This window comes from Azospirillum sp. BE72, assembly GCF_031455875.1.
Taxonomy (GTDB): Bacteria; Pseudomonadota; Alphaproteobacteria; order Azospirillales; family Azospirillaceae; genus Azospirillum.
In genome coordinates this window covers 1-19,408 of record NZ_JAVDTO010000008.1, presented here as the reverse complement: position 1 = coordinate 19,408, position 19,408 = coordinate 1, and the positions used below count along the sequence as shown (strand labels likewise).

Here is a 19,408-nt window from a genome sequence, read left to right as displayed (position 1 = left end):
GGCTGGGTGGTCAGCCGCCGCCCTGCAGCCGGCCGCCCTGGAGCCGATCGATCAGCGCCGGCACCTCCGCGGCGGGGATCGGGCGCGAGACGTGGTAGCCCTGCGCCTCGTGACAGCCAAGCCGGCGGACGGCGTCGAGCTGCGCCCGGTCCTCCACCCCCTCGGCGGTGATGACGATGCCGAGGTTGCGGCCCATGCCGGCCACTGCCTGCACCACGGCGGTGGAACCGGTGCAGCGCGGCAGGTCGGCGACGAAGCTGCGGTCGATCTTCACCTTGTCGAAGGGGAAACGGCAGAGATAGCCCAGCGCCGAATAGCCGGTGCCGAAATCGTCCATGACGATGCGGGTGCCGAGCGCCCGCAGTTCCCGCAGAGTGTGGAGGTTGGTGTCGTCGTCCTGCAACAGGACGGATTCGGTGATTTCCAGCTCCAGGCGGCCGGGGGCGAGGCCGGTCTCGGCCAGGGCGTTGCGCACCGCCTCGACCAGTCCCTTGTTGCGGAACTGGACGGAGGAGACGTTGACGCTGACCCCGATCCCGTCCGGCCAGCGCATGGCCTCGCGGCAGGCCGTGCGCAGGGCCCATTCGCCGATGGGGGCGATCAGGCCGGTTTCCTCCGCCACCGGGATGAAGTCGGCCGGGTTGATCAGGCCGCGCCCGGGATGGCGCCAACGGATCAGCGCCTCGAGCCCGCGGATGCGGCCGTCGTCGGTGGCGATCAGCGGCTGGTAGTACAGTTCGAATTCGTCATGGCGCAGGGCGTCGTGCAGGCCGAGCTTCAGGTCGTGGAAGGCCTTCAGCCGTTCCGCCATCTCCGGCGCGAAGAAGCGGTGGGTGTTGCGCCCGTCGGCCTTGGCGCGGTAGAGCGCGATGTCCGCCGCCTTCATCAGCGAATCGGCGTCGGTCCCGTCGCGGTGGGCCAGGGCGATGCCGATGCTGGTGCCGGTCTGGATCTGGGCGCCATCGACGTCGAAGGGCTGTGCCAGGACGGAGACGATGCAGCGGGCAAGCTCCTCCGCCTCTCCCATTCCCCAAAGGCCGGGCTGGAGGATGGCGAACTCGTCGCCGCCGAAGCGGGACACGAGGTCGGCCGCGCCGATGCAGCCGCGCAGCCGGTCGGCCACCTGCCGCAGCAGCGCGTCGCCGGCCGGATGGCCCAACGTGTCGTTGACCGCCTTGAACTGGTCCAGGTCGATGTAGTGGACCGCCATCACGCCGTCGGGTGTCGCCTCGCGCAGGGCCTGCTCCAGCCTTTCCTGGAAATAGAGGCGGTTGGACAGGCCGGTCAGCGAATCCAGCCGGGCGAGACGCGCGATCTTCTCCTGCGCGGCGCGCCGCTCCTCTTCCATGCGGCGGCGTTCGGTGACGTTGCGGAAGAACACCGACAGGCCCTGCGCGGTGGGGAAGGCATGAACCTCCGTCCATTCACCGAGTGTCGTGACGAATTCCTCGAAGACCACCGGCCGCTGCTCCACCATCGCCCGGCGGAAGAGGTCGCGGGTGCCGGTCTGCTGCGGGAAGGCGCCGAAGAAGTCGTCGCCCAGCCGGATGCCGCAGCCCTCATGGATGGCGGCGGCGGCCGGGTTGCGGTAGGTGATGCGCCAGTCGCGATCGACGAACACCACGCTGTCGGTCGTGCTCTCCAGCACGCCGGACAGCAGGGCCGTGGACTCGTCCGCCTTTTGCCGGGCCAGTTGGATGTCGGTGATGTCGCGGGAGATCGCCAGCAGCCGCTGCGGTCGCCCATCGGGGCCGGGCAGGGGGCAGACCAGATTGTCCCACCATTTGGGCGTGCCCTTGGCCGTCGGACAGAAGCCGATGAAACGGGCGGTGCCGCCTTGCCGCGCGGTTTCCACCGAAGTCCGCAATTCCGCCCGCCGTTCCTCGGGCCAGAATGTTTCCCAGGGTTGGCCGTTCACGCAGTCGAAGCTGTCGAGTTCCATCAGGGCGAGGCCGGGGATGCTCATGAAGGTCAGCCGCCCCTCCATGTCCAGCACCTTGACGCATTCCGGCGTATTGTCGAGGATCTGGCGGGCGAAGGCCTCGCTCTCGCGCAGGGCGGCTTCCGTCATCTTCCGTTCGTGGATGTCCTCGGTCGAGCCGTACCAGCGCATGGCCCGGCCGGTCGCGTCGCGGCGGGCCGTGGCACGCGCGCGGAACCAGCGATAGCTGCCATCGGCCATGCGGATGCGCTTTTCATGATCCATCCGGACACCGGTCGCCATGGCGTCGGCCCAATTGTCCAGGGTGCTCCTGAGGTCGTCGGGGTGGACGGCGCCCATCCAGCCATGCCCCAGCGTCTCCTCGTGCGTCAGGCCGACCAGGGCGCGCCAGCGCGAAGAAACTTCCAGAAGCCGGCCGTCGGCATCGAGCGTGAAGGGGAATTGCGGGTTCAGCTCGACCGAATGGCGGTAATGGTCCTCGCTCTCGCGCAGCGCGTCCTCGGCCATACGGCGCTCGTGGATGTCCTCGTCCGTGCCGTACCAATGGAGGATGCGTCCATCCCCGCCGCGGTGGGCGGAGGCGCGGCGGCGGAACCAGCGATAGCCGTCGCCGCCTTGCGCCTCTTCTCCCACGACGCGCAGGCGCAGGTCTATCTCAAGCGGCGTGCCGCAATTCAGCGCCACGGCCCAGGCGGCGGCGAAGGGCGCGCGGTCGTCGGGGTGGAGTGCGGCGCTCCAACCTTCGGCGGTGGCGGTCTGCCCGGCGGTCTGCCCGGCGGTCTGCCCGGCGGTCTGCTCAGTGGTCTGGCCGATGCGGTCGCGCCAGCGCGGCGTCGTCCGCGGCGTGCCGTCGGGATCGCTGCACCAGGGATAGAGGTTGCTCTGCTCCAGCGTGTGGCGATGCAGCTCCTCGAACTGCCGGAGGTCGGCCTCCCGCCGCCGCAGTTCGGTGCGGTCCTCCACGATGCAGAGGAGAGCGGCTCCATCCTCGTCGCTGTGGGGGTGCAGCGCGGCGATCAGCGCCGCGTCGGTGCCGGTCAGCGGGATGCCCTCGACCACCGCGCCGGCCAGGACGGCCGGCAGGGCCGCGCGCAATGCCTCCTCCGCCTCCGGCCAGAGGTCGGCCAACGACACGCCCGCCGCCGAAGAGGATGGCAGTCCGGCCATGGCGCCCATGCGACGGTTCATCCGCAGGCAACGGAGCCGCCGGTCGAGGAACGCGATCCCCACCGGAAGCGCGTCGTGCACGGCATCCACCGGAGCCTGCTTGCGGTCCGGAAGCCAGTCGAATCCGGCGGTCGGCTCGGCGGTCAGGGCTTGGTGCATTGTCCCGGATCGAAAAGGATGACGATCACCGGCACCAAGGTGCCAGAGCTCATCCTTATTCGTGAAGCACCGAAGAAAAGGTTAATTGTCTATCCAGGCTGACAGTAGCCGCCGATGAAGCGAGGGTGTTGTCTCAAGAATGTTCTGCGGCGGCACCGCAAATTCCGGCGCGATGCTATTGGGGGAAACCCTGATATTTGTCGGACGGTCGCGGATTGCATGGGAGTGGATCGATCCTCCGCCTCGTCGAGGAAGCGGGACCTGAAGGCCGATCGGTTATTCGCTTGCGTGCTCCGCCAGGCTTCCGGTTCTTCGAAACGGAAGCCTGGCTGTTGGCAGAAGCTGCGGTTATGCCGGGCTGCCGATCAGGCCTCGGTAAGTTCCATCGGCTTGCGGGCCTGCGCTTCGCGCTCGCGGTCCTGACGGCTCGGCGCCTCGACCCAGGCGATGCGCAGGATGTTGGTCGATCCCGGCATGCCGAACGGAACGCCGGCGGTGATGACCAGCCGCTGCCCTTCCTCGGCCAGCCCATGGACGAAGGCCAGACGGGCGGCCTTGTGCACCATGTCGGAGAAGTTCTGCACGTCCTCGGTCAGCACGGCGTGGACGCCGTAGGCCAGCACGAGGCGGCGGGCGATGGCGGCCTTTTCGGTCATGCAGAGGATCGGCACCTCCGGCCGTTCGCGGGCCGCCCGCAGCGTGGTGGAGCCGCTGGTGGTGTAGGTCGCGATGGCCGCCGCCTTGATCGTGTGGGCGACCTGACGGGCCGCGGCGGTGATGGCGTCGGATGCGGTCTGCTCCGGATCGGCGTGCTGCGCGTCCATCATCTTGCGATAGAGCGTGTCGCCTTCCACCCGCCGGGCGATGCGGTCCATGATCGACACCGCTTCGATCGGATATTCGCCCGATGCGGTTTCCGCCGACAGCATGACAGCATCGGCGCCGTCGAACACCGCGGTGGCGACGTCGGACGCCTCCGCACGGGTTGGGGCGGGGGCGGAGATCATCGATTCCAGCATCTGGGTGGCGACGATCACCGGCTTGCCAGCCAGACGGGCGGCATGGACGATGCGCTTCTGGATCGAGGGCACGTCCTCCGGCGGCATTTCCACGCCCAGGTCGCCGCGGGCCACCATGACGCCGTCCGACATCTCGACGATGCGGTCGAGATGCTGGATCGCCTGCGGCTTCTCCAGCTTGGACAGCAGGGCGGCGCGGCCGCCGATCAGCTTGCGCGCCTCGGCCACGTCCTCGGGACGCTGGACGAAGCTGAGCGCCACCCAATCGACTCCCTGGTCGAGGGCGAAGTCGAGGTCGGCGCGGTCCTTGGCGGTCAGCGGCGACAGCGGCAGCACGACGCCGGGGACGTTGACGCCCTTGCGGTCGGACAGCTTCGTGCCGGAAACCACCACGGTCTCGGCGAAGTCGGCGCCGCAGGCGGTCACCCGCAGCCGCACCTTGCCGTCGTCCAGCAGCAGTTCGGCGTCCGGCACCAGGGCGGCGAAGATCTCCGGATGCGGCATGCCGACCCGGCGGGCGTCACCCGGCTCCGACAGCAGGTCGAGGCAGAAGGACTGGCCGGCGGTGAGCGTCACCGGACCGTCGGCGAAGCGGCCCAGCCGCAGCTTCGGACCCTGCAGGTCGGCCATGATGGCGACGGGGCGGCCGGTCTCTTCCTCCAGCGCGCGGATGGCGCGGACGCGCTCGCCATGGTCCTCGTGGCTGCCGTGGCTGAAGTTCAGGCGGAAGACGTCGACGCCGGTTTCGAACAGGCGGCGGATCATCGCGGGCGAGGAGGAGGACGGACCCAGCGTGGCGACGATTTTCGTCTGCCGGTAACGGCGGATCGGCTTGGCAGTGCTCATGGGGGTAACAGGCTCCGAAGAGAAGATGGTGGCCGTGCGGGACAGGAAGGGGGGCGGGCGGCGTTGCCGCCTCAGGCCACCCCGAACCGGTAGACGATCGACCCGGCGTACCATTGGCCGGGGCGCAGCACGGTCGAGGGGAAGGAGGGGATGTTGACGGCGTTCGGGAACTTCGACGGTTCGGCGCAGAAGGCGCTGTGCCTGGTGTAGAGCGTGCCGCCCTTGCCGATGTCGCGGGGGGCTTTGCCCTCCAGGAAATTGCCGGTGTAGAGCTGAAGGCCGGATTCGGTCGACAGCACCTCCAGCGTCCGGCCGCTGCCGGGGTGGAGGATGCGGGCCTGCAGCGCCGGCGCGGGGCCGGATGCCGGCTTGTCGATCACGTAATGCAGGTCATAGCCCTTGCCGAGCGCCAGCATGCGGTCGTCGGCGTCGATGCGGTCGCCGAAGGCCGCCGGCTTGCGGAAGTCGAGCGGGGTGCCGGTGACGTCCACCACCTCGCCGGTCGGCACCGCGGTGTCGCTGAGCGCCAGATAGCGGCCGGCGTGGACGGTGGCGACATGGTCGAGGATGGAGGAACCGAGATCGCCCGACAGGTTGAAGAAGGTGTGGTCGGTGAAGTTGGCGATGGTGGTCTTGTCGGCCGCCACAGCGGTCCAGGCGATGGTCAGGGCATTGTCGTCGCCGAGCGAATAGACCAGCCGCACCGGCAGGGTCCCGGGGAAGCCCTCCTCGCCATCCTGGAAGACGTAGGTCAGTTCCAGGCTGGCTTCGTCCAGCTGGCGGGCATCGAAGACCCGGAAGCGGGAGCCGCGCTGGCCGCCATGCACGGTGTTGGGCGGGCTGTTCACCGACGCCTGATGCTCCACGCCGTCCAGCGTGAAGCGGCCGCCGTCGATGCGCCCGCAATAGCGCCCGATGAAGGACCCCATGGAGGGCTGGCCGCCCGTCGCGCCGTCGATGGTGTCGTAACCCTGGACGACGTCGCCCAGAACGCCGTCGCGGTCCGGAACCAGGATCTGTTCGATCTTGGCGCCGTAATTGGTGATCCGCACCACCATGCCCCGGCCGTTGCGCAGGGTGAACAGGTCCACCGGCTTGCCGTCGATGGTGGCGCGGTAATCGTCGCGCTTTAGGTCGGTGTAGGTCGCCATTGTCCAGGCATCCCCGTGGAAGAGGTTACAGAAAACCGAGAAGCATCAGCCCCAGGATCATCACCACGCGCAGGAGCAGTGCCGTTTCCAATGGGTCCGCGGTCATGGTTTGGGCCTCACCGGAAGCATCGTGGCATTATTATACTAATATATTAGAACCGAAGGCAAACCGCTTCGGCGTTTCCAGGCCCGAACGGACAGTTTGCCGCAGGGGAAAGCGGCGGGACGGAGAGTTTCACGAGATTGCCGGGCCTCCGGCGGGGGATCGGGCCGGCCGGCGCAGTGTTCGGGCCGGCCGTTCCGCATCACCTTATCGTGGGCGGCGCGCTCACGCCCGTCCCAGCACCGTCGCGATGGCGCCTTCCAGCGCGGTCAGGTCGGGTTCGATGTGGGTGCCGGCGGGGAACACGTTCTCCGCGCCGGGGCGGACGACGCCGATGAAAGGCAGGCCGTTGGACTGCGCCGCCTCCAGGTCGGTCAGGGCGTCGCCGACGAAGACGCTGCGGCTGGTGTCGATGCCGTGGCGGTCGATCAGGTCGGCGACGACGATGGTCTTGTGGCGGGGGCTGCCGGCGACCTCGGCGAACAGCGGCGTCCAGCCGCGGCGCTCCACGATCCGCTGCAACTCCGTCTCCGGCGTGCCGGAGGCGATGAACAGCGGATGCCGGTTGGCATGGCGGCGGATGAAGTCGAGCGCGCCGGGGATCTCCTCGCAGGCGGTGACGGCGTCTTCCACCATCCCGCCGACGCGCCGGACCATGTCCTCGATCCGTTCCTCGTTTCGCGGCAGGCCCAGCAGCACTTGGTCGAAGTGGTGGAGCATCTGCCCCCGCGGCAGCCCGCCGTTGCGGTGGTAGAAATCGGCGATCGCCCGGTCCACCTCCGGGCCGTGCCCGCGGTACAGGCTGAGGAAGGCTTCAAGCTTGATCGCGTTCGATTCGACGATCACACCGTCGAAATCGAACAGGACCGCTTGGCAGGGCAAGGTCATGTCCAGGTCCCGTTTGCAGGTCTTGATAAGGGGGGAGCGTCCGCAGGACGGAAAAGGAAGCCGCCGGCCAAAATAGCACGGCGGGCCTCAATTCCGAGAGGAGCATCCGAAAGCTGTCCCTGTGTCGGCCGCCCGAGGCGGCCGATGGGGCCAGCGTGCGGCACCGGTTGCAATATATTAGTATGGCTTTGCCGTGCAAAGCCCGTTCGACGGCGCTTGCCCCTTCGACACAGGTGCTACCCCGAACGGGGCTGACGATTGGACAGCTACCTCGTCACCCTACCGGCGTGTGATAAGGGATTGCTTCGACTCTGACCATTCGCTTGCTTGTGATGGACGCCCAAGGCTGCCCGAACTCCGCCAACGCCGGGCCTCGCCGGTGAGACCGTCATCCGACATTGCCGTGCCGCCCGCCTTCCCGACCGGCGTGGGCGAGGTGAGCGGGCTCATGCGCAGCCATGACTGGGATGCGACGCCTCTCGGCCCGCCTGCCGGCTGGCCGCCGGAACTGCGTGCCGCGGCCGGGTTGATGCTGCATTCCCGGCAGGCGATGTTCATCGGCTGGGGGGCGGAGGTCACCTTTCTCTACAACGACGCCTATGTCGAGATTCTCGGTGCGCGGCATCCCGATGCGCTTGCACGGCCGATGGCGCAGGTATGGCCGGACGCCTGGTCGCAGGTGCAGGGCTTCGTCCGTCAGGTCTTGGGCGGCGAAGCCCTGAGGCACGAGAACTGGACGGTGCCGCTGGAGCGGAACGGTTATCAGGAGGACGCCTACTTCACATTTTCCTATACGCCGATCATGGCCATGGATGGCGCCGTCGGCGGATTCCTCTGCATCGTGACCGAGACGACGGCGGCGGTGCTGGCCGAGCGGCGCATGGCTTTCCATGTCGAGCTGGAACACCGTCTGCGGGAGCTGTCGGACCCGCTCGACGTGGTGGTCGCGGCGGCGGAGGCGATCGGGCGGCATCTCGGCGCCAGCCGCGTCGGCTATGGCCGGATGGACGACGGCGAGCGCTTCTTCACCACCGAACGCAACTGGACCGACGGAACGGTGCAGTCCCACATCGGCACGCATGACCTGATGGGCTTCGGGAAGCCCGTTCTGTCGGCGTTGCGCAAGGGGGAGACGCTGGTCATCCACGACGCCACCCGCGATCCACGCACGGCGGCGCCGGACCTGCGGGCGGCCTTCGACGCCCTGGAATTCGCCGCCGTCATCACCGCCAGCCTGGTGAAGCAGGGGCGGATGGTCGCCGCGCTCTATGTGCACAACCGGACCCCGCGGCGGTGGCGCGACGATGAGGTCGAACTGGTCGGGGAGGTGGCCGAACGGACCTGGTCGGCGGTGGAGCGCGTGCAGGCCGAATCCGAGCTGCGCCGCGCCAACCGCCAGCTTCGGGCGGAAGGGGAGCGCTTCCGCGCCCTGTTCCGGCAGGCGCCGGGGTTCATGTATGTCTGGCGCGGTCCCGACCATGTCTTTGAGATTGCGAACGACGCCTATTTCGACCTGATCGGCCGCCGCGACATCATCGGAAAGCCGGCGCGGCAGGCTCTGCCGGAAGTGGTCGGGCAGGGCTTCTTCGAACTGGCCGACCATGTCTATGCCACCGGCGAACCGTTCGTCGGCGAAGGGATGCGCGCGAAGCTGGCGCGGCGGCCCGGCGCGCCGCTGGAGGACCGCTTCGTCACCTTCGTGTTCCAGCCCATCCGGGATGACCAGGGCCAAGTCACGGGCATGTTCGTCCAGGGCAACGACGTGACCGGGATGAAGCGCACCGAGGACGCGTTGCGCGAAAGCGAGCAGCGGCTGCGCATCGCGCAGGATGCCGGCGGCGTCGGCACCTTCGAACTGCGCGAGGACGGGATGCTGGCGGTGTCGCCGGAATTCTGCCGGCTTTGGGGTGTCGAACCGCGGCCTCTGGTTCCCCTGGAGGAACTGGTCACCCTGATCCATCCGGCGGACCGGCCATCCCTGCCGACCCTTCAGCCCGGCCGCTTGCCGGCGGAGGGATTGGGCTATGTCGAATACCGCATCCTCCGGCCCGGCAGTGGTCCCGGCAGTGGTGAGGTGCGCTGGATCGCCCGGCGCGCGCAGGCGATCACTCATGCCGGGCCGCAGGGGGAAGGGGGCGTGACGCGGGTGCTCGGCGCCTGTTACGACATCACCGACCGCAAGCGTGCCGAGGAGGCCCTGCGCGAACTGAACGCGACGCTGGAACAGCGCGTGGCCGAACGCACCGCCGACCGCGACCGCATGTGGCGGCTGTCGACCGACATCATGCTGGTCGCGCGCTTCGACGGGACCATCACCGCCGTCAACCCGGCCTGGACCGCCCTGCTGGGCTGGCAGGAGCGGGAATTGCTGGGAACGGTCTTCCTCGATTACGTCCACCCCGAGGACCGGGAGGCGACGGGGGCCGAGACGGGCCGGCTGGAATCGGGCCTGACCACCATGCGGTTCGAGAACCGCTATCGCCACCGGGACGGATCCTACCGCTGGATTTCCTGGACCGCGGTTCCCGACGACCGCTTCATCCACGCGGTGGGCCGCGACGTGACCGCGCGCAAGGAGTCGGAGGCCGCCCTGCGCCGGGCCGAGGAACAGCTGCGGCAGGCGCAGAAGATGGAGGCGGTCGGCCAATTGACCGGCGGGGTCGCGCATGACTTCAACAACCTGCTCCAGGCGCTCAGCAGCTGCCTGACCATGATCGGCCGCCGCACAGCTGAGCCGCGCGTGGCGCCGCTGCTGGAGGCGGGGATGCAGGCGGTGGACCGCGGCAGCAAGCTGGTCCAGCAGTTGATGGGCTTCGCCCGCCGCGACAGCCTGCGCCCGGAGCCCATCGACCTGCGCGACCGGGTTCTGGGCATGGCCGGCCTGCTGGAACGCGCGCTACGCGCCGACATCCGGGTGGAAACCCGCTTCGCCCCCGAGCTTCGCCCGATCGAGGTCGACCCGACCCAGTTCGAACTGGCGCTGATCAACATGGCGGTGAACGCGCGCGACGCGATGCCCCAGGGCGGCAGCCTGACCATCGCGGCGGAAAACGCGACGCTCGAACCCGGCGATCCCACCGGCCTGGAGGGCGAGTTCGTGCGCCTGTCGGTCAGCGACACCGGGACCGGCATGCCGCCGGAGGTGATCGCCAAGGCCTTCGACCCCTTCTTCACCACCAAGGAGGTCGGCAAGGGCTCCGGGCTCGGGCTGGCGCAGGTCTATGGCTTGGCCCGGCAGGCGGGCGGCACCGTCTGGATCGACAGCCGGCCGGGGCAGGGCGCCACCGTCACGCTTCTTCTGCGTGCCTCCGCCCAGGCGCCGCGGGTGGCCGCCCCGCCGGCCCGCATCGCGATCCGGCGCCGGGAAGCCGCCCGCGTGCTGATGGTGGAGGATGATCCGGTCGTCGCCTCCTCCGTTTCGGCGGCGCTGGAGGATGCCGGCTGGATCGTGCTGCGCGCCACCACCGCGGACGAGGCGCTGCCGATGCTGGCCGGCGGGGAGCGCATCGACCTGCTGTTCTCCGATGTCGTGATGCCCGGCCGGCTGAGCGGCATCGACCTCTGCCGCGAGGCGATCGCCCTGCGTCCCGGCCTGCCGGTTGTGCTGACGACCGGCTACAGCGAGGACGTGGCGCGGACCGAGAGCATCCGGGTGCTGCCGAAGCCCTACCGCATCGACGGCCTGCTGCAAGCCCTGGACGAGGCGCTGGCCGGAGCGACTCCGTCGGCTGAAATGGCCTAGCCGGTCCGACCGCCATCTCCGATCCGCCGGTGCCATTGCTCCTCATAGCGCCGGCGCTCCGCGGCGGCGGATGGGTCGCTGTCCATGGCGAAGGTCCAGTAGCCGATCTGGAAGGCGATGTAGCAGGGCAGGAGGAATTCCAGCAGCCGCCGGTCCAGCCCCGCTGCCGCGTCCACCGCACGGCACAGGGCGCGGGCCTGCGCCTCGGACAGGTCGAATTCCACGACGCCGCCGGCCACGTCCCAGGCGATATCCTGGCAACCGATCAGGTCGTGGGCGGCGGCATGGTCCAGCGCATCGGTCTTCATCAGGCGCCCGTCCGGCAGCCGCAGCCATTCCCAGCGATGCAGCCGGCTGTCGGTTACCACCCGGCATACGGCAGTCTCCAACTCCGCCAGTCGTTCCGGCGTCCAGATGTCCAGCGCTGCGGCGGCATCCTTGCCCAGCGCCTCCGCGACGTTGGTGCGGGCCATCGCCAGCAGGTCGGGCAGGGCGGCGCCGGAGTCCTGAGGGGCCGGCAGATGCCGGGCGCGGAAGCCGAGGTAGTCAGCGAGGCGGTCCACGGCATCCGGCGTGATGTCGGTCAGTGGGCTGGCCAGCGGGCGGGCGCCCTCCAGCCAGCGTTCGGCGAGGAAGCCATGGCGCAAACCCGCCGGTTCGGCGGTGAAGCCCGCGGCATGGAGCGCGCGGGCGCGTTCGAGCAGTTCCTTCCCGGCACGGCCCAGGCCGGCGAACTTCAGCAGCCAGGGACCGCTACTGGTGCGCAGAAGGAATTTCCGGCGTTCCTGCTGCGGATTGGTCGGCAAGGCGCCTGTGGAATCGTGCAACCGCCGCCACGCCCCGCCCGACAGGTCTTCCAGGGGCGCCAAGGCCTGGCCGAGCAAATCCTCGAACCAGCGCTCCAGCGGCGGGAACGGCCCCTCGCCCGACCGGAACAGCGAATCGAAATCGACCACCGGGCGCGCTGCGGCGGCCCAGCGCCGGCGGTGCGGCTCGGATGCCTGGGGTCCGAGGTCTCCGCCATGGCCGGGCAGGAAGGCGATCCGGTCTGCACCAACCCCCTGCGATTCCAGCCAGTCGGCCACCGCGCCGAACGAACTGCCGGACAGGCCCGGCCCTTCGTCGACGATGACGTAAGCGGCGCCGGGATCAGCCAGCATCCTGGCACGGAGGCGGTTCGAAATCCGCAGTTCCCGCCGGAACGGATGCCCCACCGGGCGCAGCGTTATCGGTGGACGAGACTGCAGCGCCACTGCCGCCAGGGCCGCCAGCCCGGTGCCGATGCTGCGCAGCCCGATCACCACCGGGGCGTTGGCGAACCGCGTTGGCAATCTCGACGCGGCTTCGAGACAGGCTTCGGGATAAAGGCTGTAGAAGGCATAGCCCTCGGCCCGCCGCATGCGGATCAGGTCCGGCAGGGGGAAAGCAACCAAGCTCTCCAGAGAGTACGGATCGAGCGGGACCGCAGACTTCTGCCGCTCCACCGGACGCCAGGACCCGGCGACCCGTTGTGCGAGGTCCATGACGACCGCCATGGTCGCCTCCTGCAACGGCGTGCAATCATCCTCGCCGACACTGTGGAATTCCGAGTCGGCAAGACCCTGCGCCAGTTCCGCCGCTTCGATGAACAGCGTTACCAAGGCGCCGTGCCGCTCCGCTCCTGGGGGGAGCCGGTCGGCACCGGCAAGCCCTTGTTTCAGCCGTGCGATGGTGCGGCGGGGATCCTCGCAGGTGTCCCGGTCGCCGTAGACCAGCATGGCTTACTCCCCGCCGGCCCCCGTCACCAAGTCGGGAAGAACAGCAGCAGCAGGGCCATGACCGCGAGGATGCCCAGAATTGTCCACATGGCAGGACGGCCCAATCCTCGCGAGGTGCCGGCCTTCGGAAGTTCAGTGCCTACTTTCCGGAAATTGCCAGCCATCGTGTGTGCTCCTGAATTCGTCGATCTGTCGCTATTCAACAGGCCGAGGCCGGCAAAGTTGCCGGTTCCGGATGCGGTTCCCCATCCGGTGCAGGTTCCGCCAGGGTGCGCCGAACGAGGTTGCCGGAGGAGCTTTCCGCTTTAACGCCAATGGATTGAGTGGAATTGGCGTTTTTCTCGTGGGTGGATGCGAAAAAACCACTTCCCAAGCGCGCAACCGATGGGCAAACTCTACATATGAAATAGAAAAGACGGCACGGATACCACGAAAGAAGTTCGTGCAATTCAGGAGCTACCCAAGGAGATCCCTGCCATGTCGCTTCGCCGCCTGACCCTTCTCGCCGCCGGCCTGACGTTGGCTTGGCTGGGTGTTGCAGCCGCCGATTCCAAGGACACGCTGCTGAACGTTTCCTACGATCCCACGCGGGAATTCTATGTCGAGTTCAACAAGGCGTTTGCCAAGAAGTGGCAGGCGGAAACCGGCCGCGCCCTGACCGTGCGCCAGTCGCATGGCGGCTCCGGCAAGCAGGCGCGGTCCGTCATCGACGGCCTGGACGCCGACATCGTGACGCTGGCGCTGGGCTATGACATCGACGCCGTCGCCGATGCCGGACTGCTGCCGAAGGATTGGCAGAGCCGCCTGCCGAACAACAGCGCCCCCTACACCTCGACCATCGTGTTCCTGGTGAAGAAGGGAAACCCGAAGGGAATCAAGGACTGGAACGATCTGGTGAAGCCGGGCGTCCAGGTCATCACCCCGAACCCGAAGACCTCCGGCGGCGCCCGCTGGAACTATCTGGCGGCCTGGGCCTATGCCCTGCAGGCCAACGGCGGCGACGAGACCAAGGCCAAGGAGTTCGTGTCGCAGCTGCTGAAGAACGTTCCGGTTCTGGACAGCGGCGCCCGCGGTTCAACCGTGACCTTCACCCAGCGCGAGATCGGTGACGTCCTGCTGGCCTGGGAAAACGAGGCCTACCTGTCGCTGCAGGAATTCGGCGCCGACAAGTTCGAGATCGTGGTGCCCAGCCTGTCGATCCTGGCCGAACCGCCGGTCGCCGTCGTCGACAAGGTCGTCGACCGCAAGGGAACCCGCAAGGTGGCCGAGGCATACCTGCAATTCCTCTACACCCGTGAAGGGCAGGAGATCGCGGCGAAGAACTATTACCGTCCGCGTCTTCCGGAGCTGGTGAGCCAGTATGCGGGACGCTTTGCGGATGTTAAGCTGGTCACGATCGACCAATTCGGGGGCTGGCGTGCCGCGCAAGAGAAGCATTTCTCCGACGGTGGTGTCTTCGACCAGATCTTCCAGAAGGGGCGCTGACCCATGGTCGCCGCTGCCGACAGCGACGGCGCTCTGGCGGGAAAGGGGGGCGCGGTGACGGTCCGCGCCCCCGTTCCCCTCTTCCGGAAACCCAGCGTCATTCCGGGTTTCGGGCTGACGCTGGGCTTCACGCTCACCTATCTCAGCCTCATCGTGCTGGTTCCGCTGGCCGCACTGATCGTCCGGTCCAGCAGCCTCGGCTGGGGCGGCTTCTGGTCGGCGGTGACCACGCCCCGTGTGATCGCCGCGTTCGAGGTCAGTTTCGGCCTCTCCTTCGCCGCGGCGCTGACCAACGCGGTGTTCGGCTTCCTGGTGGCCTGGGTGCTGGTGCGCTACGACTTCCCCGGCAAGCGGCTGGTCGACGCGCTGGTCGATCTTCCCTTCGCCCTGCCGACCGCGGTGGCGGGCATCGCGCTCAGCGCGCTCTATGCACCGAACGGCTGGCTGGGCAAGCCGCTGAACGATCTGTTCGGCCTGAAGGTCGCCTTCACGCCGCTGGGCATCGCCATCGCGTTGATTTTCATCGGCCTTCCCTTCGTCGTCCGCACCGTCCAGCCGATCCTGCAGGACCTGCCGGCGGAGGAGGAGGAAGCGGCGGCCTCCCTCGGCGCCTCGCGCTTCCAGACCTTCCGCAGCGTGATCCTGCCGGCGGTCCTGCCGGCGCTGGTGACCGGCTTCGCCCTGTCCTTCGCCCGCGGCGTCGGTGAATACGGCTCGGTCATCTTCATCGCCGGCAACATGCCCGGCCTGACCGAGATTGTCCCCCTGCTGATCGTCATCAAGCTGGAGCAGTACGACTATGCCGGCGCCGCCGCGGTCGGCACGGCCATGCTGGGTGTCTCCTTCCTCATGCTCCTGATCCTCAACCTTCTGCAGCAGTGGATGAGGTCGCGCCATGCCCGCTGACATGCCCGCCGGCCCCGGCATTTCCGTGCCGGCCTCCATCCCGGTGCCGCCCGCCCAATCGGCCCTGACCGAGCCCGCCTGGGTCCGCGCCGTGCTGATCGGGGGAGCCCTGCTGTTCCTGGCGCTGTTCCTGCTGCTGCCTCTGGTCGCGGTGTTCGTGGAGGCGCTGCGCCGCGGGGTCGACGCCTATTGGACGGCGCTGATCGAACCGGATGCGGTCGCCGCGATCAAGCTGACGCTGATCGTCGCCGCCATCTCGGTGCCGGCAAACCTGGTGTTCGGCGTCGCCGCATCCTGGTGCGTCGCCAAGTTCGACTTCCGCGGCAAGAACCTGCTGATCACGCTGATCGACCTGCCTTTCTCCGTCTCGCCGGTGATCTCGGGCCTGATCTATGTGCTGCTGTTCGGGATGAACGGCCTGTTCGGCACCTATCTGCGCGACATGGGCGTCCAGATCATCTTCGCGGTGCCTGGGCTGGTGCTCGCCACAATCTTCGTCACCTTCCCCTTCGTGGCGCGCGAACTGATCCCTCTGATGCAGGAACAGGGCTCCGACGAGGAGGAAGCGGCGCTGGTGCTGGGTGCGTCCGGCTGGCAGACCTTCCGGCGGGTCACGTTGCCCAACATCAAGTGGGCGCTGCTCTATGGCGTTCTGCTCTGCAACGCCCGCGCGATGGGCGAGTTCGGCGCGGTGTCGGTCGTCTCCGGCCATATCCGGGGCGAGACCAACACGATGCCGCTGCATGTCGAGATTCTCTACAACGAATACAATTTCGTCGCCGCCTTCGCGGTCGCCTCGCTCCTGGCCATGCTGGCCCTGGTCACGCTGGTCGTGAAGACCGCGCTGGAGTGGCGATTCGGGGACGAGCTGGCGGCGGCCCGGCACTGATCGCCGGACTCTGGAGAGGAATACGCGACCCATGGCGATCCAGGTTTCAGGCATCACCAAGCGCTTCAACGATTTCACCGCACTGGATTCAATCGATCTGGAGGTGAAGTCGGGCGAGCTTCTGGCCCTGCTCGGCCCCTCCGGCTCGGGCAAGACCACGCTTCTGCGCATCATGGCAGGGCTGGAAAGCCCCGATGCGGGCGGCCTTCTGCTGAACGGGGAAGAGGCGCTGGGGCTGAAGCCGCGCGACCGGCAGGTCGGCTTCGTCTTCCAGCATTACGCCCTGTTCCGGCACATGACCGTGTTCGAAAACGTCGCCTTCGGGCTGAAGGTGCGGCCGCGCGGCCAGCGCCTGGGCAGCGCCCAGATCCGCCAGCGCGTGACCGAACTGCTGGAGTTGGTGCAGCTGTCGCCCTTCGCCGGTCGCTATCCGGCGCAGCTGTCGGGCGGCCAGCGCCAGCGCGTGGCGCTCGCCCGCGCGCTCGCCATCGAGCCGAAGGTGCTGCTGCTGGACGAGCCCTTCGGCGCGCTCGACGCCAAGGTCCGCAAGGAACTGCGGCGCTGGCTGCGCAAGCTGCACGACGACATCCACATCACCTCCGTCTTCGTCACCCACGACCAGGAAGAGGCGCTGGAACTGGCCGACCGCGTGGTGGTGATGAACCAGGGCCGGATCGAGCAGATCGGCACCCCGGCGGAGGTCTACGATCACCCCGCTTCGGCCTTCGTCTACGAGTTCCTCGGGCAGGTGAACCGCTTCGACTGCACGGTGGAAGGCGGCGTCGCCCATGTCGGCGGCGGCGCCCTGACGATTCCGACCGAAGGCGGCGTGCAGGGACCGGCGGTGGCCTATGTCCGCCCACACGACCTCGGCGTCACCCCGGCCACGGCCGGTCCGGGGCGCATCTCCGGCATCCATGTCGTCGGTCCCGACGCGCGGATCGAGATCGACCTCGCCGGTCTGGCGCTGGAGGCCGAGATGGACCGCGAGCGGCTCACCACGCTCGGCATCGTCGCCGGCGACCGCTGCGCCGTCCACATCGACCGGGCGCGGGTCTTCGCCCGCTAAGGCTCAGTCCGCGTTCTTCTGCTCGGCCAGCGCCCGGTAGTTGCCCTCGCGGTAGGCCTTCAGGCTGAGGTCGACCGCGGCGGTCTCGACCCCGGCGCTGCGCAGCACGAGGCCGGCGAGCTGCAGGCTGGCCTCCATGGTTTCCGGCACGATGGCGGTCGCTCCCGCCCCGGCCAGGGCGGCGCTTTGCCCCAGGTCGTGGGCGCGGGCGATGATCGGCAGAGACGGAGCCGTGGCGTGGATCGCTTCCACCGCACGGTGGGCAGCGTCCGGCCGGTTCAGTGTGATCACGGCGGCGCGTGCGCGCTCGATCCCGGCGGCGCGCAGCACGCTCCCCTGGCTGGCGTCGCCGTAATAGACCGGCAGCCCGTCATGGCGCGCCGCGGCGATGCGCTGCGGCTCCAGGTCCAGCGCCACATAGGCGATGTTGTGCTCGGTCAGCAGCTTGGCGACCGCCTTGCCGACGCGGCCGTAGCCGCAGATCAGCACATGGCTTTTCAAGTCGCTGGTCTCGATGCCGAAGGCCTCTGCCCCCATCCGGGCCTCGATGAACTGGGCAAGGCGCTGGGCCAACGCGCCGATCGCCGGGGTCACCGCCATGCTCAGCGCGACCGAAGAGGACAGCAGCAGGCCGGTGTGACCGTCCAGCACCGAAAGCCCGACCGCCTTGCCGATCAGCACGAAGGCAAACTCGCCGCCCTGCGACAGGAGTAATCCGATCCGCAGCGACGTCGCCAGCCCCAACCCCGACAGACGGCAGAGCAGAAACAGCAACAGGCTCTTGCCGACCAGCAGTGCGACGGTGATCGCGGCGATGGTCTGCGCCTCTGTCATCATCGCCGGCAGATCCAGCGACATGCCCACCGTCATGAAGAACAGGCCGAGCAGCAGGCCCCGGAAGGGCTCGATGTCGGCTTCCACCTGATGGCGATAGGCGGTGTCGGCCAGCAGCATGCCGGCCAGGAAGGCGCCCAACGCCATCGACATGCCGGCCTCCGCCGTCAGCCAGCCGACCGCCAGCACCACGAACAGGTTCGTGGCGGTGAACAGCTCCGGATTGCCGGCCGACGCGATGAAGCGATAGGCCGGGCGGACGACGAAGCGGCCGAGCAGCATGATGACGACGATGGCCGCCACCGCCTTGCCCGTGGCAAGGGCCAGGGCGAGCGGGATGCTGGCATTGGAGTCCGCAAGCAGCGGCAGCAGGGTCAGGAGCGGCACCACCGCCAGATCCTGGAAGATCAGGACGGCGACCGAAATGCGGCCGAAGCGGGCGACCGTCTCCCCACGCTCGACCAGCAGCTTCAGCACCGTGGCGGTGGAGGAAAAAGCCAGCATGCCGCCGACGATCAGCGCCGCCTCCGGTGTCAGGCCGAGCCACCATGCGACGAGGCCGATGGCGGCGCTGGTCAGACCGACCTGCATCAGTCCCAGGCCGAAGATGTAATGCCGCATCGCCCGCAGGCGCGAGACCGGCAATTCAAGCCCGATCGCGAACAGCAGGAACACGACGCCGAATTCCGACAGCACCTGGGGCACCGCCAGATCGACCACCGGACCGGGGGTGTGCGGGCCGAGCATGGCGCCGGCGACCAGATAGCCCAGCACCGCCGGGATGCGCAGAACCTGGAACAGCGGCACCACCAGGATCGCCGCCAGAAGCAGGAACAGGACGTCCAGGAGGAGGGTGAAATCGTGCATGACCGGATCGCGATGGGGCAGGGGCGCAACTGTATGGTCTTGCGGAGGCCAATCCCGCAAGTGCATCCCGCAGGTCACCCGACGAAGAAGCTCTGCTCCTCCCCGTTCCCATTCGGAAGCGGAAGCCGGACAGGCGGGGTAGGGCAAAATCGTGACGTGGTGAATTTTGCCCTGGACGATCCGGATCGGCCTGCGTATATAGCCGCTCCTCGGCTGACGGCGGCACCCGGACAGGGATGTGGCGATGGTCGAGACCCCGATTGATTGGGGGCAAGGTCGTTTCCGCTCAGTGCTCCGCCGACGCTTCGGTGGAGAGGCCGAAAAAAGGGCTTGACCCGATCGGCCGAGAGAGCTAGAAAAGATGCCTGCCAGCGCGAACCGGTCGGTTTGCGCTTCCCCGATCTGAAATTGATAGCTCGTCGATCCGGTTCACCGGTCGATGTCGCATCGTGATCGGGATGGATCTTGGACATTGTAGATCGTGAAGTCGAGAAGGGATGCGCAGGCGGCGGCAGTTGGTAGCCGTTGCGGCCTTGGGGTGCGGGGTTCCTGATGGGGATCGGCACATTGAGGATCGTCTGTGC

General features: G+C 68.1%; 12 protein-coding genes. 5 read left to right on the top strand and 7 right to left on the bottom strand.

Features of this window, described 5'->3' with window-relative positions; translation table 11 throughout:
- Nucleotides 1-10: 10 nt before the first annotated feature.
- From J2Y49_RS19475 to J2Y49_RS19460, 4 genes are all read right to left on the bottom strand, one after another.
- Nucleotides 11-3,268, bottom strand: a complete 3,258-nt coding sequence (locus J2Y49_RS19475) for an EAL domain-containing protein (RefSeq protein WP_310116541.1) — start codon at nucleotides 3,266-3,268, stop codon at nucleotides 11-13.
- Between the two features lie 365 nt (nucleotides 3,269-3,633).
- Nucleotides 3,634-5,133 carry a pyruvate kinase gene (pyk, locus tag J2Y49_RS19470; RefSeq protein WP_310116540.1) on the bottom strand — a complete coding sequence of 500 codons (1,500 nt, stop codon included), beginning with the start codon at nucleotides 5,131-5,133 and terminating at the stop codon, nucleotides 3,634-3,636.
- A gap of 71 nt (nucleotides 5,134-5,204) precedes the next feature.
- Entirely contained in the window at nucleotides 5,205-6,284 is a 1,080-nt protein-coding gene (locus J2Y49_RS19465; protein ID WP_310116539.1) for an aldose epimerase family protein, read from the bottom strand.
- A 328-nt stretch (nucleotides 6,285-6,612) separates the two neighbouring features.
- Nucleotides 6,613-7,275 carry an HAD hydrolase-like protein gene (locus J2Y49_RS19460; RefSeq protein WP_310116538.1) on the bottom strand — a complete coding sequence of 221 codons (663 nt, stop codon included), beginning with the start codon at nucleotides 7,273-7,275 and terminating at the stop codon, nucleotides 6,613-6,615.
- Nucleotides 7,276-7,723: 448 nt separating this feature from the next.
- Here J2Y49_RS19460 and J2Y49_RS19455 point away from each other — a divergent pair, with 448 nt between their 5' ends.
- Nucleotides 7,724-11,017, top strand: a complete 3,294-nt coding sequence (locus tag J2Y49_RS19455; protein ID WP_310116537.1) for a PAS domain S-box protein — start codon at nucleotides 7,724-7,726, stop codon at nucleotides 11,015-11,017.
- On the opposite strand, the gene J2Y49_RS19450 is transcribed toward J2Y49_RS19455, so the two are convergent.
- Both J2Y49_RS19450 and J2Y49_RS19445 read right to left on the bottom strand, forming a co-directional pair.
- Nucleotides 11,014-12,774, bottom strand: coding sequence for a hypothetical protein (locus J2Y49_RS19450; protein WP_310116536.1), 1,761 nt, complete (start codon nucleotides 12,772-12,774; stop codon nucleotides 11,014-11,016). The two genes, J2Y49_RS19455 and J2Y49_RS19450, sit on opposite strands and share 4 nt — an antisense overlap.
- A gap of 23 nt (nucleotides 12,775-12,797) precedes the next feature.
- Nucleotides 12,798-12,938: a hypothetical protein gene (locus J2Y49_RS19445; RefSeq protein WP_188092503.1), complete on the bottom strand. Its 141-nt coding sequence runs from the start codon at nucleotides 12,936-12,938 to the stop codon at nucleotides 12,798-12,800.
- A gap of 313 nt (nucleotides 12,939-13,251) precedes the next feature.
- Here J2Y49_RS19445 and J2Y49_RS19440 point away from each other — a divergent pair, with 313 nt between their 5' ends.
- The 4 genes from J2Y49_RS19440 to J2Y49_RS19425 are packed head-to-tail and all read left to right on the top strand — an operon-like array spanning nucleotide 13,252 to nucleotide 17,123.
- The gene (locus J2Y49_RS19440) at nucleotides 13,252-14,259 is read left to right on the top strand and encodes a sulfate ABC transporter substrate-binding protein (RefSeq protein ID WP_310116534.1); all 1,008 of its coding nucleotides are present in this window, start codon (nucleotides 13,252-13,254) and stop codon (nucleotides 14,257-14,259) included.
- A 3-nt stretch (nucleotides 14,260-14,262) separates the two neighbouring features.
- Entirely contained in the window at nucleotides 14,263-15,165 is a 903-nt protein-coding gene (gene cysT, locus J2Y49_RS19435; protein ID WP_310116532.1) for a sulfate ABC transporter permease subunit CysT, read from the top strand.
- Nucleotides 15,155-16,054: a sulfate ABC transporter permease subunit CysW gene (gene cysW / locus J2Y49_RS19430; protein ID WP_409017875.1), complete on the top strand. Its 900-nt coding sequence runs from the start codon at nucleotides 15,155-15,157 to the stop codon at nucleotides 16,052-16,054. The genes cysT and cysW overlap by 11 nt, the downstream gene beginning before the upstream one ends.
- Before the next feature lie 31 nt (nucleotides 16,055-16,085).
- Complete coding sequence (locus tag J2Y49_RS19425) at nucleotides 16,086-17,123, top strand: TOBE-like domain-containing protein (protein ID WP_310116531.1); 1,038 nt, start codon at nucleotides 16,086-16,088, stop codon at nucleotides 17,121-17,123.
- A gap of 3 nt (nucleotides 17,124-17,126) precedes the next feature.
- Here the strand turns inward: J2Y49_RS19425 and J2Y49_RS19420 are convergent, their stop codons facing one another.
- A complete protein-coding gene (locus J2Y49_RS19420) occupies nucleotides 17,127-18,824 on the bottom strand; it encodes a monovalent cation:proton antiporter-2 (CPA2) family protein (RefSeq protein WP_310116530.1) in 1,698 nt (565 codons plus the stop codon).
- Between the last annotated feature and the right edge of the window lie 584 nt (nucleotides 18,825-19,408).